The following is a 14,225-nucleotide window of genomic DNA, read 5'->3' as shown; positions in this document are numbered from 1 at the left end:
CTCATTCGTGGCGACAATGCCGGATGCCATGCTGCGATGCAAGGAAAAGCGATGGGTGATCACTCCACGGTGACCGACTTCGCGAGGTTGCGCGGCTGGTCGACGTCCGTACCCATGAAGACGGCCGTATGATAGGCCAGCAACTGGATCGGCAGCGAGTAGATCATCGGTGAGATGATCTCATCCACATTCGGCAACGTGATCGTCGCCATGGTCGGGAGCTTCGATGCAGCAGCACCCGCTTCATCCGTAATGAAGATGATCCTGCCGCCGCGCGCGGCGACTTCCTGCATGTTGGAAATCGTCTTCTCGAAGAAGCGGTCATGTGGCGCAATCACGATCACCGGCATATTTTCATCGATCAGTGCGATCGGGCCATGCTTGAGCTCACCCGCCGCATAACCTTCGGCATGGATGTAGGAGATTTCCTTGAGCTTCAGCGCGCCTTCGAGCGCCAGCGGATAACTGGTGCCGCGACCGAGATACAGCACGTCCTTGAAACGCGAAAGCTCGCGGGACAGCGCCTCGACCTGCGGCTGGATCTCGTTGAGCACCCGGCTCATGATGCGCGGCATTTCGGCGAGATGCTTGACCATCGCCTTCTCGTCGGCCGCTGTCACCGTGCCACGGGCGCGCCCTGCCCCGATCGCAAGCGCGGCAAGCACCGCCAACTGGCAGGTGAAGGCCTTGGTCGAGGCGACGCCGATTTCCGGGCCGGCAAGGATTGGAAAAATCGCATCCGATTCACGTGCGATGGTCGATTCCTTCACGTTCACCACCGCACCGATCTTCAGCCCCTGCTCCTTGCAGTAGCGCAACGAAGCCAGCGTGTCGGCCGTTTCGCCGGACTGTGAGATGAACAGGGCTGCCTGAGATGGCGACAGAGGTAGTTCGCGATAGCGGAACTCGGAGGCAACGTCGATCTCGACCGGCAGGCGCGCATAACGCTCAAACCAGTATTTGCCGACGAGGCCGGACAAATAGGCCGTGCCGCAGGCCGAGATGGCGAGACCGGAGACAGCACCGAAGTCGATATCGCTTTGGTTCGGCTTCACTGTGTGGCTTGCGAAATCGATATAGTGTCCGAGCGCATGGGAGATGATCTCCGGCTGCTCGTAGATCTCCTTCTCCATGAAGTGGCGGTGGTTGCCCTTGTCGACCATGAAGGCAGCGGCTTGCGAGATCTGGCTCTTTCGAACCAATGGCTCGCCGTCGTAGTCGATGATCTCGACGCCGTTGCGCGTCATGATCGCGCAATCGCCGTCAACGAGATAGGTGATCTCGGTGGTGAAAGGCGCAAGCGCGATGGCGTCCGAGCCCAAGAACATCTCGCCGCGGCCGTGGCCGATGGCAAGCGGCGGGCCGAAGCGTGCGGCCATGATGGTGTTCGGGTCGTCCTGGAAGATCACCACCAGAGCATAGGCGCCGGCAACGCGGTTAAGCATGGCAAGCATCGCCTGCCTTTGGCTCATCCCCTCCCGACGATATTTCGCGAGAAGGTGAGCCACGACCTCCGTATCCGTCTGGCTCTTGAAGACCGCGCCGTCGCTGACCAGTTCGTCCTTCAGTTCCGAGAAGTTCTCGATGATACCGTTGTGGACGACGGCCACGCCATCCACGAAATGCGGATGGGCATTGGTTACGTTCGGCACGCCATGCGTGGCCCAGCGGGTATGAGCGATGCCGATGATCCCGGGAAGCGGTTCCTCGTCGAGCTTCTTTTCGAGGTTGAAGAGCTTGCCTTCCGCGCGGCGCCGGTCGAGCCGGCCGTCATGGATAGTGGCGACGCCTGCAGAGTCGTAACCGCGGTATTCAAGCCGCCGCAGTGCATCCACCAGACGACCGGCAACCGGCTCCTGCCCAACGATCCCAACAATCCCGCACATATCAACCCCTCACGCTCCGCTCAGCCGGCAAAGACCTAGCGGCTTCCCTTGTGGCCGCAAGTCCTCCGATCACACATTTGATGAACGACTGAAATGCAGCTTCGACCTACAGTGCCTAACTTTACTTGGACGCCTTCTTGGCGGCCTTCAGTGCCAGCGCCCGCTCACGGATCACGCTGGCGCGCTCCGGCTTCACCTCCTGCCGCGCGCGCCCGAGCGCCAGCGCATTGGCAGGCACGTCTTCCGTGATGACGCTGCCCGAGGCCACATAGGATCCATCCCCAATCGTCACTGGCGCCACGAGCGAGGAATTCGAGCCAATAAATGCATTCGCGCCGATTGTCGTCTTGTGTTTGTTCACGCCGTCATAGTTGCAGGTGATGGTCCCTGCTCCAATGTTGGATTTGGCGCCCACCGCCGCGTCGCCAATATAGGTGAGGTGATTAACCTTCGCGCCTTCGGCGATCGTCGCATTCTTCACCTCACAGAAGTTACCGACCTTGGCGCCTTCCATCAGGTCCGCACCGGGGCGCAACCGTGCGAAAGGCCCCACCGTCGCACCACTTGCGACGCGGGCGCCCTCGATGTGTGAAAAAGCGTGGATGATGGCGCCTTCCTCAATAACGGCACCTGGACCGAAGACGACGTTAGGCTCGATCACCGCGTCCTGGCCGATTTCTGTATCAAAGGAAAGGAACACCGTTTCCGGAGCAATCATCGTTACGCCCGAAACCATGAGTTCATGGCGCCGGCGCTGCTGCCACAGCTTTTCGAGATAGGCGAGTTCGGCGCGGTTGTTGCAGCCCGCCACCTCGGTTTCCGGCGCATCCACGGCCACCACCTTGCCGCCAGCAGAGCGTGCGATCTCCACGACATCCGTCAGGTAATATTCTCCCTTGGCGTTGTTGTTGGTGATCTGCTCAAGGAAAGCCAGCGCCTTGCGGCCGTTGATCGCCATCAGGCCGCTGTTGCACCAGGTTACCTTGCGCTCTTCATCCGTCGCGTCGCGTTCTTCCCGGATAGCAATCAACTCGCCGCCTTCGACCAGAAGCCGGCCGTAGCCGGTGGGCTTGTCTGTGTGGAAGCCGATGACGACAACGTCGGCACCTTCTGCAAGTCGTTCGCGCGCTGCCGCGAACGAGGACGGCTGCACCAGCGGCACGTCACCGTAGGTGACAATGACGTCGTCATAGCCTCGCGCGATGGCATCTTTTGCGGTCAGTACGGCATGCCCCGTTCCGCGACGCTCGGTCTGCAGAACGGTCTCGACTTTCAAGCCCTCCAATGCGGCCGCTTTGGCGACCGCGTCCGCATCGCGACCAACCACCAAGGCTGCATCCGACACACCTGCCGAAGCCACCGCCGCCATGACATGGGCGATCATCGGGCGCCCGGCCACGTCATGAAGCACCTTCGATTTCGATGACTTCATCCGGGTGCTGTCACCGGCGGCCAGGATCACGGCAAGGCATGAGCGGCTCATACACGAATCTCCCTATTTACGATCGCGCGGGTTGTAGCACCGAGTTGGATGCCGCGCGACAAACGCAGTGTGTAGGCCAGAAACAAAAAAAGGCGCCCGAAGACGCCCCTTGAGTGTTCTGCGGTCCGCTTACTGCGGCAGCTTGTCGTCCACGCCTTCGACGTAGAAGTTCATGCCGAGCAGCACGCCGTCTTCCGGCTTCTCGCCAGCCTTCAGCCACGGAGAACCGTCCTGCTTGTTGATCGGGCCCGTGAACGGGTGCAGTTCCCCGGACTTGATCTTGGCTTCGGTTTCTTCCGCCATCGCCTTCACGTCGTCAGGCATGTTGGTGTAGGGCGCCATGGTCAGGATGCCGTCCTTCAGGCCGTCCCAGATCTGCTCGGACTTCCAGGTGCCGTCGAGAAGCGCCTGCGTGCGCTTGATGTAATAAGCGCCCCAGGTGTCGACGATTGCCGTCAACTGCGTCTTCGGGCCGGCCGCGATCATGTCGGAAGCCTGGCCGAATGCCGGGATGCCACGCTCTGCGGCAACCTGCATTGGAGCCGTCGTATCCGTGTGCTGCGTCAGGACGTCGACGCCCTGATCGATCAAAGCCTTGGCTGCGTCGGCTTCCTTGCCCGGGTCGAACCAGGTGTTGGCCCAGACCACCTTCAGCTTGAAGTTCGGGTTGATGGACTTAGCGCCAAGTTCGAAGGCGTTGATGCCCATGACAACTTCCGGGATCGGGAAGGATGCGATGTAGCCGGCAAGACCCTTCTTCGACATCTTCGCGGCGATCTGGCCCTGGATGTAGCGGCCTTCGTAGAAGCGTGAGTTGTAGGTCGCGAGGTTAGGTGCGGCCTTGAAGCCGGTCGCATGCTCAAACTTCACGTCCGGGAACTTGGCAGCAACCTTTACGGTGGCGTCCATGAAGCCGAACGAGGTCGTGAAGATCATCGCGCAGCCGGAACGAGCCATGCGCTCGATCGCGCGCTCGGCATCCGGACCTTCCGGTACGTTTTCGAGGTAAGGCGTTTCGATCTTGTCGCCCAGCGTCTTTTGCAACTCCTGGCGGCCGATGTCATGAGCCTGCGTCCAGCCGCCGTCCGTCTTGGAGCCGACGTAAATGAAACAGACCTTCTTCTTTTCCTGGGCCTGGGCGCCGGTCGAGAATCCGCCCAGCAGGGCGGCCGATGCGGCAAGTGCGATAATCAGTTTCTTCATTTCCTAACCTCTACTGGCTGAAGCACGTGATCTGGTATCGCGGTCACCGTTCGGGCACAAAAGGCTTCCCGAGCGACGCCGGCGTATTGATGAGGGTCGTGCGGCGATTATGCGAGATGATAATCAGCACGACAATAGTGGCCGCATACGGAAGTGCGGACAGAAGTTGCGAGGGCACGCCAAGCCCGAAGGCCTGCGCGTGAAGCTGGCCGATGGTGACGGCGCCGAAAAGGTAACCGCCTGCGAGCACGCGCCATGGCCGCCATGACGCAAACACCACGAGGGCAAGCGCAATCCAGCCGCGGCCGGCTGACATGTTTTCCACCCATTGCGGGGTGTAGACGAGCGACAGCTGCGCTCCGGCAAGCCCGGCGCAGGCGCCACCAAACAGCACCGCAAGGTAACGTGTGCGGATGACATGGATGCCGAGCGCGTGGGCAGAGCCGTGGTTGTCGCCGATCGCCCGGACCTTCAGCCCTGCACGGCTCTTGAACAGGAACCAGCTGATGCCGATGACGAGCGCGATCGACAGGTAGAAGGTCAGGTCCTGCGCGAAGAGCACCCGACCGACAAGCGGCAGTTGCGACAGGAACGGAATGGCGATCGGCTGCAGCTTGATGCCCGACTGGCCGACGAAGCTTTCACCGATCTGGCCGGACAGGCCGAGGCCGAGGATCGTCAGGGCGAGGCCTGTCGCCACCTGGTTGGCGACCAACGTCAGCGTCAGGAAACCGAACAGCAGCGAGAACAGGCCGCCACCCAGGATGCCGCCGAGGATGCCAAGGTAGGGCGAGCCGGTGATTTGTGCGGTGGCGAAGGCGCAAACGGCGCCCATGATCATCATGCCTTCGACGCCGAGGTTCAGCACGCCAGCGCGCTCGGTCACCAGCTCGCCAAGCGCGGCGATGACCAGCGGGGTGGAGGCGGTGATGACAGTAAGGAGGATCGCTTCAAACATCAGCCGGCCACCTCGGCAGGTTTTGTGCGCCCGAAGTGCAAGCGGATGCGGTAGTGGATCAGCGTGTCACAGGAGAGCACGAAGAAGAGAAGCAGGCCCTGGAAGACGCGGCTGACCTTGTCCGAAATGCCGATCGACAGCTGTGCTGCCTCTCCCCCAAGGTAGGTGAGTGCAAGAACGAGGCCGGAAGCAATGATCCCCAAGGGATTCAATCGACCGAGGAAAGCCACGATGATCGCGGTGAAGCCGTAGCCCGGCGAGATGCTCGGCTGCACGTGGCCGATGGAGCCCGAAACTTCAGAGATACCCGCGAGACCCGCCAGGGCGCCGGACAGCAGCATCGAGAACCAAACCATCTTGCGTGCCGAAAAACCGGCGAAACGCCCTGCCCGCTCCGACTGGCCAAGCACAGACACTTCAAAGCCCTTCAGCATGAAGCGCATCATGAACCAGAGCGCGATCGCCGCAATGATGGCGAAGATGAAGGCCCAATGCGCGCGCCCTGACGCCAGGATTTCCGGCAGGACGGCTTCGATCTGGAAGCTCTTGGTCTGGGGGAAGTTATAGCCCTGTGGGTCGCGCCACGGCCCACGCACCAGCCAGTCCAGGAAAAGCTGCGCGATATAGACGAGCATCAGGCTCGTCAGGATTTCATTGGTGTTGAACCTTGTCTTCAGGAGTGCCGGAATTCCGGCATAAAGTGCACCGCCCAGCATGCCCATGACCAGCATCAGCGGCAGGATCAGCGGCGAGTGCCAGTCGGGGTTCAGCACCGGCAGGATCGAGCCCGTTATTGCGCCGATCGTGAACTGACCCTCGGCGCCGATATTCCAGTTGTTCGACCGGTAGCAGACGGCAAGGCCGACGCCGATCAGGATCAGCGGCGCAGCCTTGATCGCAAGCTCGTGCAGCGACCATACTTCCAGCAAAGGTTCGATGAAGAAGCTGTGGAGCGCTCCGAGCGGGCTTTTGCCGAGCAACCAGAACATGATGCCACCGAACACCAGCGTCAAAGCAAGAGCCAGTATCGGCGATACGATCGAGAAGAGCGTCGAGACGCGCGCACGCTTTTGAAGTTCAATGCGCATGCGCAGCCTCCGGCACAGGATGGCTCTCGTGAATGCCCCCCATCAACAGTCCGATACGCTCCAGCGTCAGCGAGCCCGCCGGCTCGGCTGGAGAAAGCCTGCCTTCGGAGATCACCGCGATGTTCGTCGCCACCTCGAAGATCTCGTCGAGATCCTGGCTGATGACGACCACAGCCGAGCCGGCCTTGGCCAGGTCGATCAAGGCTTGGCGGATGCGGCTTGCGGCACCGGCATCCACGCCCCACGTCGGCTGGTTCACGATCAGCACGGTCGGCTGCCGATCCAGCTCACGACCGACGATGAATTTCTGCAGGTTGCCACCGGACAGTGACCCGGCAAGCGGGTCGTCGCCGCTCTTGCGCACGTCCATCTTTTCGCAGATGCGGCGGGCGGCGGAACGGATCGCATCATAGCGAATGATCGAGGCCGCACCGCCCGACAAAAACGCCCGCTTGTCCGAACGACTGCGGGCGAGCAGAAGGTTGTCCGATAGCGACATGGCCGAGACGGCCGCGTGCCCGTGACGCTCTTCCGGCACGAACCCGGCACCCAACAGGCGCCGACCGTTGATACCCAGGCGACCGACAGCCTTGCCGCGGATACGGATTGCAGCGTCATCGGTCACAGGGAATTCGCCAGATAGCGCGTCGAACAACTCGCTCTGGCCGTTGCCAGCCACACCCGCAACCGCGAGAACCTCGCCAGCACGCACCGTCATCGAGATATTCTTCAGGGACATCGCAAATGGTGTGCGAGCCGGAACGCTGAGGTTCCTGACCTCCAGCCCCACCTCACCAAGCGCGGCATTGCCATCACGATGAACCTGAGCCACTTCCGAGCCCACCATCATGCGAGCGAGGGAGCCCGGCGTCTCCTGCTTCGGGTCGCACGCACCGGTGACCTTACCATGCCGTAGAACCGTTGCACGGTCGCAGATCCTCTGCACTTCCTCGAGCCGGTGACTGATGTAAAGCACCGAGCGCCCTTCCGACCGCAGCTTGAACAGGGTCTCGAACAAGCGATCCGCTTCCTGCGGCGTCAGGACCGAGGTCGGCTCGTCCAGAATGATCAGCTTCGGGTTCTGCAGCAGCGCGCGGACGATCTCGATGCGTTGGCGTTCGCCCACGGAAAGGTCGGCGACATGAGCATTCGGATCGAGCGGCAGCCCATAAGCCTTGGACAAGGCGGCGGCTTCGTCGGAAATCTTGGCGAGCGATATCTTCGGGTCGAGAGAAAGGGCGATGTTTTCGGCAACCGTCAGCGCCTCGAACAGGGAAAAGTGCTGGAACACCATCCCGATGCCAAGCTGGCGAGCCTCGCCCGGAGAATTGATGGCGACGCTGCGACCCTCCCAGAGGATCTCGCCTGCGCTCGGCTGCAGCACGCCGAACAGCATCTTGACCAGCGTGGACTTGCCCGCGCCGTTCTCGCCCAGCAATGCGTGGATTTCGCCTGGAGCGATATCGAGATCAACGCCGTTGCAGGCCGCAAAGCTCCCGAACAGCTTGGTCAAACCTCGGACCGACAAAAGCGGAACGCTTGTTGGACCTGCGGATAAAGTCACCGAACCCCCTGTCGCCGACTTTGCCACCTTCTAACGAGGCTTAATGGCATGACAGCGCATTGTTTTTTGCAGCCGCTTCACAAGCAGGACCCGAGCGGCCGATGACATATTGATACCGTTTTTGTTGCTTCGCACAACACCAAAGGTGCGGCTTACTTAACACCACACGTCATTTTCCAAGGTTTGGAAAAGCCTGCAGGATGCCGCCAATGCAGAAGAGGTAGATGCCGCTGATGACCACGCCCCAGATGACCCAGTCCGGCGACTGGAAGTGCAGCAGCAGCGAGTAACCGCCGAGCGCACACCAGATAAAGCCGACCGCAAGGTTGAGCGGCCTCAGCCGTTTGACGCGGACCGGATGCAGGAAGTTGATTGGGAAGAAGGTGAGGATAACGGCGATCGAAACCACGGCAAGCGAGCTTGTGGCGCTCGCGTCGATTACGAAGAGCGTAAAGATCACCATGTTCCAGACGACGGGGAAGCCGGAGAAGAAATATTCGTCCGTCTTCATGCCCATGTCTGCATAATAGACTGCACTCGACACGACGATCGCACCGGCCGCGACAAAGGACCATGGCTCACCGATCATGCCGCTTTGGTAGAGCGCAAACGCCGGCAGCAGCACATAGGTGACGTAGTCGATGATGTTGTCGAGCGTGTCGCCCGACCAGTTCGGCAGGACTTCCTTGACCTTCACCTTGCGTGCAATCGGGCCATCGATGCCGTCAACCAGAAGCGCGAGCCCAAGCCACCAGAACATGTCGACGAAACGCCGCTCCGCCGCAGCCACAACCCCGAGGAACGCCAGGAACGACCCGGACGCGGTCAATAGATGGACGGAGAAGGCACGGATTTCCGCGTAGGGCACCTTACGATAATTGAAGATTCGTCTGATCACGCCCTGCATCCACTCCTCGACAGTTCGGCAGGTATGCGGCCAAACAGGTGACATTGCAACCGTCTGCGGCGCGCTGCGCCAGCCATCCCAGCCTTTTCACCAATGCGGCACGCTACCCCATGGATAAGGCTGCCGCGGCGTTCTACATAACGCCCTGTTCAGGAATGCAAAGCAGGACGACCGGTATGCAAGGTTTGGAAATCGCAGTTGTGGGTGGAGGGCTGGCAGGGTCGGTCGCCGCACTGGCGCTGGCACGGGCTGGCCGCAAGGTTCTGGCCATTGCGCCCCCGACGAGCCCGAACGACCAACGGACCACCGCGTTGATGGACCATTCCATCCAGTTCCTTGATCGGCTGGGCGTCTGGCAGGACATCGCTCCGTCTGCCGCACCGCTTTCCGTTATGCAGATCATCGATGGTACGCGGCGCTTGCTGAGGGCGCCGACGGCGCAGTTCCGGGCACAGGATGTTGGGCTCTATGCCTTCGGCTATAACATGCCAAACCACGCGCTTCTGGATGTGCTCGACGCCGCTGTCTCGGCCGAGCCGAACATCGAGCGGCACGACGGCGAGGTTAAGAGCTACGACTTCGGATCCGACAAGGTGGCGCTGACGCTCAATGACGGCTCGGTATTCGAAACCAAGTTCGTCGTGGCTGCCGATGGCCGTAATTCCAAGGCGCGCGAGGCTGCTGGCATTGGCACCCGGCGCTGGTCATATCCCCAGACCGCGCTTGTGTTGAACTTCGGCCATTCGCTGGGACACGGCAATATCTCCACCGAGTTCCATACCGAGAGCGGCCCCTTCACGCAGGTGCCCCTTCCCGGCTCCCGCTCTAGCCTGGTCTGGGTGGTGAAGCCGAAACAGGCCGAAGAGCTTCTCCAGTTGTCGATTGAGGAGCTTTCGCGCCGCGTTGAGGAGCGCATGCAGTCGATGCTGGGCAAGGTGACAGTGGAAGCCGCGCCGCAGGCGTGGCCACTCTCCAGCCTGATGGCGGATCGCTTCGGCAAGGGACGCTTGGCCCTGATCGGTGAGGCGGCTCACGCCTTCCCGCCGATTGGCGCGCAGGGACTGAACCTGTCGCTGCGCGATATCATTACCCTTCACGACGAGTTCGCGACGGGCGCCGCGGACCGCGCCATCCGTGCCGATGCCGGCGACCACTTCAACAGCCGCCGCCGCGCCGACGTGATGACCCGCACCCTGGGTGTCGATCTCCTCAACCGTTCGCTGTTGTCGGATTTCCTGCCGACCCAGATGGTCCGCGCCGCAGGCTTGCATGTGCTGACAAACGCACCGCCGCTCCGAAACCTGCTGATGCGCGAAGGTATCGAGCCCGGACGTGGGCTGCGGGCGGTGATGGAGTCCTTACGGAAAGAGGTCCGCCGGTAAGGCACCGGAGTGGATGAGGTAGAGCACCACCGGTAGTGTCGCGACAGACAGAATCGTCGTGATGAGGATGCTGGCGGACGCCCTCTCCTGCCACACGCCATATTGTTGTCCGAGCACGAAGACGTTCGTGGCCGTTGGCAGCGCCGACAACAGGATCGCGGAGTAGACCCAGACCGGCTCGAAACTGCCGACAAGCGACAGCACCACATAGGTCGTTGCCGGCAGGATGACGAGTTTAGCGAGCGAAATGTAACCGATCTCGACCGGCACGCGCTTGATCGGCCGTAGCGCCAGCGTCACACCCATGGCGAACAGGGCGCAGGGTGCTGCGGCCTGTGCCAGGTAATCCACAAGCGTGCTGAACGCGTCTGGCGGTTCCACGGCAAAGGCCGCAAACGCAAAGCCGAAAACGGTCGACAGGATGAACGGGTGCACCGCGACCTTCTTGGCAATATCGATCGCGACCTCTCCGGCCGGACGCTTGTCGCCGCCTGCGACGGCCATCAACGCCGGCGCCATGATGAAATGGAAGGCGTTCTCGAAACACACGATCAGCGCCACCGGCACCGCGGCAGATTCGCCGAGCGCAAGCAGCGCCAGCCCGGGCCCCATGTAACCGATATTGCCATAAGCGCCGGCTAAGGACTGGATCGTGCAATCGCCGAGTGAGTTGCGGCGGATGACGTAGCCAATGGCAAACAGCGTGAAGAACACGAGATAGGTTGCGCCAACCTCGCCAAGGATGAAGTCGATCCGCGTCAACTCTTCGACCGGCGTACGGGAAACGAGCTTGAAGAACAGCGCCGGCAAGGCCGCGTAAATGATGAAGGTGTTCATCCAGCCGAGCGCCTCTGCCGGCTGCCGCGTCACCTTGGCTGCGACGTAACCGATGAGGATCAGCCCGAAAAAGGGCAGAAGCAATGCGATGATATCAGCCATCAGTCCCGTTAGCCGATTTGCATCAGGATTGGGAAGGTCTGCTGGAACCAGATGGCCGCGGAGGTGACAAAACCGAAGATGAAGGCAAGGCCCGTCAGGATCAAGAACACCCCCATTGCCTTTTCCACCAGGCCGAGATGCCGACGGAACTTCGCGAGGAAGCGCATGAATGCGCCAGAGAAACCTGCGGCGATCCAGAACGGCACCGCGAGGCCAAGGGAGTAGACCGCGAGCAGGATGGCGCCATCGCCCACCGTCTCCCGCGACGCGGCGACGCCAAGGATAGCTCCCAGCACCGGCCCAATGCACGGCGTCCAGCCAAAGGCGAAGGCAAGTCCCATGACATAGGCGCCGGATAGCGTGGCAGGTTGCCCGCCCCCCTGAAAGCGCGCCTCGCGAGACAGCATGCCGATGCGCAGCACCCCGAGAAAATTCAGGCCCATGATGATGATGATGATGCCGCCGATCTTCGATAGGAGATCGAGATGCTGTCGCAGCAAAACGCCGATTGTCGAGGCGCCAGCACCGAGGGCGACGAAGACGGTAGCAAAACCGAGCGTGAAAGCCAAAGCGGCGGGCAAGACGGCGCGTCGCGCCGACGATTCGGCGACCGCGCCTGACGTGCCGCCCCGGAACTGGTCGACGGAAATGCCCGCCATGTAACAGAGATACGGCGGCACGAGTGGGAGTACGCAAGGAGAAAGAAACGAAAGCGCACCGGCAATCAGCGCACTTAACAAGGAAATTTCGGCAATCGACACGTCACGCTCCGACTTGGTGACGCTACCGCGCCCACCAAGGCGTCAGGTAATGGGTCGGGCGGAACTTTGCCAATCACCTTTTCGACGGCCCCGTGGAAAAAGGAGGGGCCGCCCACATTTTTGCTGTTTTTGCGGTTGACCCCACAAGGGCGCCTGCATATGTTCCGCGCACTTTCAGGCAAGCGCTCGCCGCGGCCATGGGAGAGCGTAGCTCAGTCGGTAGAGCAACTGACTTTTAATCAGTAGGTCAAGGGTTCGAACCCCTTCGCTCTCACCACTCACCATCAGGAAAACAAACGGTTCTTTCGTTTTCCTGATGTGTCGGTGGAATAGCCACAATTCCAAACTGTTCCACGGTAATTCCACGCTTGGAACTCTTCTTCACGCGCGCGTGCATGATCAACAACGGCTGTCGGCCGACTACATCCTGCTGCTAACTAGCGGCTAAATCGCCATGGTGGTGCTGCCGCCACCGTCGTACCAGGTAACAAGGTTGCCGATCGCCGTCGTCGCCATCTCCGGATGAAGCGCGAGGTAGTGCTTCAGGATCATGTGTGCGCCCTGCAGCGAGTGCCCAGACACGGCGCAGATCTGCGGCAGGGTGTTACCGGCCAGCGCCATCCAGGTAACGCCCGTGGCGCGCAGATCCTTTTCCATGATCGTCTTGCAGCTCGGCATGGTTTCGCCGGCCTTGGCGCGGATTTCGGAGAACAGGTTGCGATAGGTCCAGTGGTTCCACGGCTGCCAGGTGGCCTCGTTGAGGTGCGCGAAGGGCGAGAGCTTGCCCTGCTCCTTGCGCCTGATGGCCGCTGCGTCCAGGCGCTTCTGGTAGGGCTTTGCGACCGGCGGGTTGACGATCGCGCCCGTCTTGTTCTGGCGCAACACGAAGCGGCCGTTCTTGAAGGCGCCCAGTTGCAGGTGCAACCGGTCGTACTGGCGCTGGCTGGTCCAGACGCCACAGTAAAGCATGTCGGCGAAGTCGATCCGGCGGAACGGCGGACCTTCGGCCGTTTTCACCAGGTGGTCGAACTCCTCCCGGGTGATGAAGCGCGCACGCGGAGGCGGCTGCTGCATGTCGAGATCCCGCGCCGGGTTGATCGTCAACCCCTTCACGCGGCCGGAGCGCATGCCCCACTTGATTGCCATGCCGAGGATGGTCATCGCGCCGCGGGCTGTCGCCAGCCCCTTCGCTTGCCAGAGCTCCTCATAGAGCCCGAAGCAGATAACCTGGTCGAGCGCGGCCACTTCCGAAGCCCAGAGATCCGGATCCCAGTTCTCCAACACCCGCGCCTTCTGCTTATAGTCCTTCACCGTCGCTGGCGCCTTGGTGAGCACGCGAGGGCTCCGGAGCCAGTCTTCCATGAGGCGGGAAAGAGGATAGACCGAGACTTTCTGGATCACGGTCGGCGCGGCGATCGACGCCGGCGGCGCAGTCACCATCGGTTCGTTGAGCCGGCGCTGCTCGAGTTCCGCGACAAGGTTATTCGACCAGTCGAGCGCTTCGCCCTGGCTGTACCAGCGGCCGTCGGCATGCTTCAGGTCGGCCGACTTGTAGCCCATGGCTTGCATTGCCTTGCCCGGGCGGAAGCGCGGGCGGCCGTCGCGCCATTCGACATGCTTGATCTTGATTGTCATCGAAACACCTTTCCATAGAAAAGCCCGCCGGCAACTCGATACACACGCCGGCGGGCCCAGGTGCCGGAGCCGCCTTCTCTCGGCTACGGTAACGGCAGGGAGGAGTTCTGCCGGGGAGAGATCAGGCGGGGCTTGAGGTCCGCCGTGGGGGTAACATCGTCACTCCCGCCCCGCCTTTGGCGTCCCCGTTGCGGCGGGGGACGCCAATTGAAGATCAGCCAACCGCCTCGAGGCGGTCGCAGGTGAGAAGATCCATCAGCGGTCGGCCAGAACGGAGCTCGGCCAACGAGGCAGCGGCCTCGACGATGAAGGATGAGCGCGCCATGCGCACCTGCATCTGGTGACGCTCCAGCGCCTCGAGCGCTTCCCGGCCTGCCCGCATGTCTGCCAGCGCATCCATGGCGCGCTGCATCAAGGCG

General features: G+C 61.6%; 12 protein-coding genes and 1 tRNA gene. 2 read left to right on the top strand and 11 right to left on the bottom strand.

What is annotated here, in order from left to right; genetic code table 11:
* Positions 1-59: 59 nt before the first annotated feature.
* The 7 genes from glmS to pcsA all read right to left on the bottom strand — a co-directional run bounded on the left by glmS (position 60) and on the right by pcsA (position 9,089).
* Complete coding sequence (glmS, locus tag M0654_RS14195; protein WP_248683694.1) at positions 60-1,886, bottom strand: glutamine--fructose-6-phosphate transaminase (isomerizing); 1,827 nt, start codon at positions 1,884-1,886, stop codon at positions 60-62.
* A 121-nt stretch (positions 1,887-2,007) separates the two neighbouring features.
* Entirely contained in the window at positions 2,008-3,369 is a 1,362-nt protein-coding gene (glmU, locus tag M0654_RS14190; RefSeq protein WP_248683693.1) for a bifunctional UDP-N-acetylglucosamine diphosphorylase/glucosamine-1-phosphate N-acetyltransferase GlmU, read from the bottom strand.
* Between the two features lie 129 nt (positions 3,370-3,498).
* Positions 3,499-4,572, bottom strand: a complete 1,074-nt coding sequence (locus M0654_RS14185) for a BMP family ABC transporter substrate-binding protein (protein WP_248683692.1) — start codon at positions 4,570-4,572, stop codon at positions 3,499-3,501.
* A gap of 43 nt (positions 4,573-4,615) precedes the next feature.
* On the bottom strand, positions 4,616-5,530 hold the full coding sequence (locus M0654_RS14180) for an ABC transporter permease (RefSeq protein ID WP_248683691.1): 915 nt from the start codon (positions 5,528-5,530) through the stop codon (positions 4,616-4,618).
* Positions 5,530-6,618 (bottom strand): ABC transporter permease, encoded by a 1,089-nt coding sequence (locus M0654_RS14175; RefSeq protein WP_248683690.1) that lies wholly within the window; start codon positions 6,616-6,618, stop codon positions 5,530-5,532. Before M0654_RS14175 ends, M0654_RS14180 begins: the two co-directional genes overlap by 1 nt.
* Positions 6,608-8,182, bottom strand: a complete 1,575-nt coding sequence (locus tag M0654_RS14170) for an ABC transporter ATP-binding protein (protein ID WP_248683689.1) — start codon at positions 8,180-8,182, stop codon at positions 6,608-6,610. The genes M0654_RS14175 and M0654_RS14170 overlap by 11 nt, the downstream gene beginning before the upstream one ends.
* A 169-nt stretch (positions 8,183-8,351) precedes the next feature.
* Positions 8,352-9,089 (bottom strand): phosphatidylcholine synthase, encoded by a 738-nt coding sequence (pcsA, locus tag M0654_RS14165; RefSeq protein WP_248683720.1) that lies wholly within the window; start codon positions 9,087-9,089, stop codon positions 8,352-8,354.
* 176 nt (positions 9,090-9,265) lie between these two features.
* Between pcsA and M0654_RS14160 the strand changes: the two genes are divergently transcribed.
* On the top strand, positions 9,266-10,471 hold the full coding sequence (locus tag M0654_RS14160) for a UbiH/UbiF family hydroxylase (RefSeq protein WP_248683688.1): 1,206 nt from the start codon (positions 9,266-9,268) through the stop codon (positions 10,469-10,471).
* On the opposite strand, the gene M0654_RS14155 is transcribed toward M0654_RS14160, so the two are convergent.
* Positions 10,448-11,410: an AEC family transporter gene (locus M0654_RS14155; protein ID WP_248683687.1), complete on the bottom strand. Its 963-nt coding sequence runs from the start codon at positions 11,408-11,410 to the stop codon at positions 10,448-10,450. The two genes, M0654_RS14160 and M0654_RS14155, sit on opposite strands and share 24 nt — an antisense overlap.
* A gap of 8 nt (positions 11,411-11,418) precedes the next feature.
* Positions 11,419-12,171, bottom strand: coding sequence for a cytochrome c biogenesis CcdA family protein (locus M0654_RS14150; RefSeq protein ID WP_248683686.1), 753 nt, complete (start codon positions 12,169-12,171; stop codon positions 11,419-11,421).
* Positions 12,172-12,372: 201 nt separating this feature from the next.
* Between M0654_RS14150 and M0654_RS14145 the strand changes: the two genes are divergently transcribed.
* Positions 12,373-12,448 (top strand) — tRNA-Lys (locus tag M0654_RS14145).
* A 167-nt stretch (positions 12,449-12,615) separates the two neighbouring features.
* On the opposite strand, the gene M0654_RS14140 is transcribed toward M0654_RS14145, so the two are convergent.
* Together M0654_RS14140 and M0654_RS14135 are read right to left on the bottom strand one after the other, a co-directional pair.
* A complete protein-coding gene (locus tag M0654_RS14140; protein WP_248683685.1) occupies positions 12,616-13,806 on the bottom strand; it encodes a hypothetical protein in 1,191 nt (396 codons plus the stop codon).
* Positions 13,807-14,020: 214 nt separating this feature from the next.
* Positions 14,021-14,218 (bottom strand): hypothetical protein, encoded by a 198-nt coding sequence (locus M0654_RS14135; RefSeq protein WP_248683684.1) that lies wholly within the window; start codon positions 14,216-14,218, stop codon positions 14,021-14,023.
* Between the last annotated feature and the right edge of the window lie 7 nt (positions 14,219-14,225).

The organism is Neorhizobium turbinariae (genome assembly GCF_023223505.1).
Taxonomy (GTDB): domain Bacteria; phylum Pseudomonadota; class Alphaproteobacteria; order Rhizobiales; family Rhizobiaceae; genus Neorhizobium; species Neorhizobium turbinariae.
This window is presented reverse-complemented; position numbering and strand designations above follow the sequence as displayed.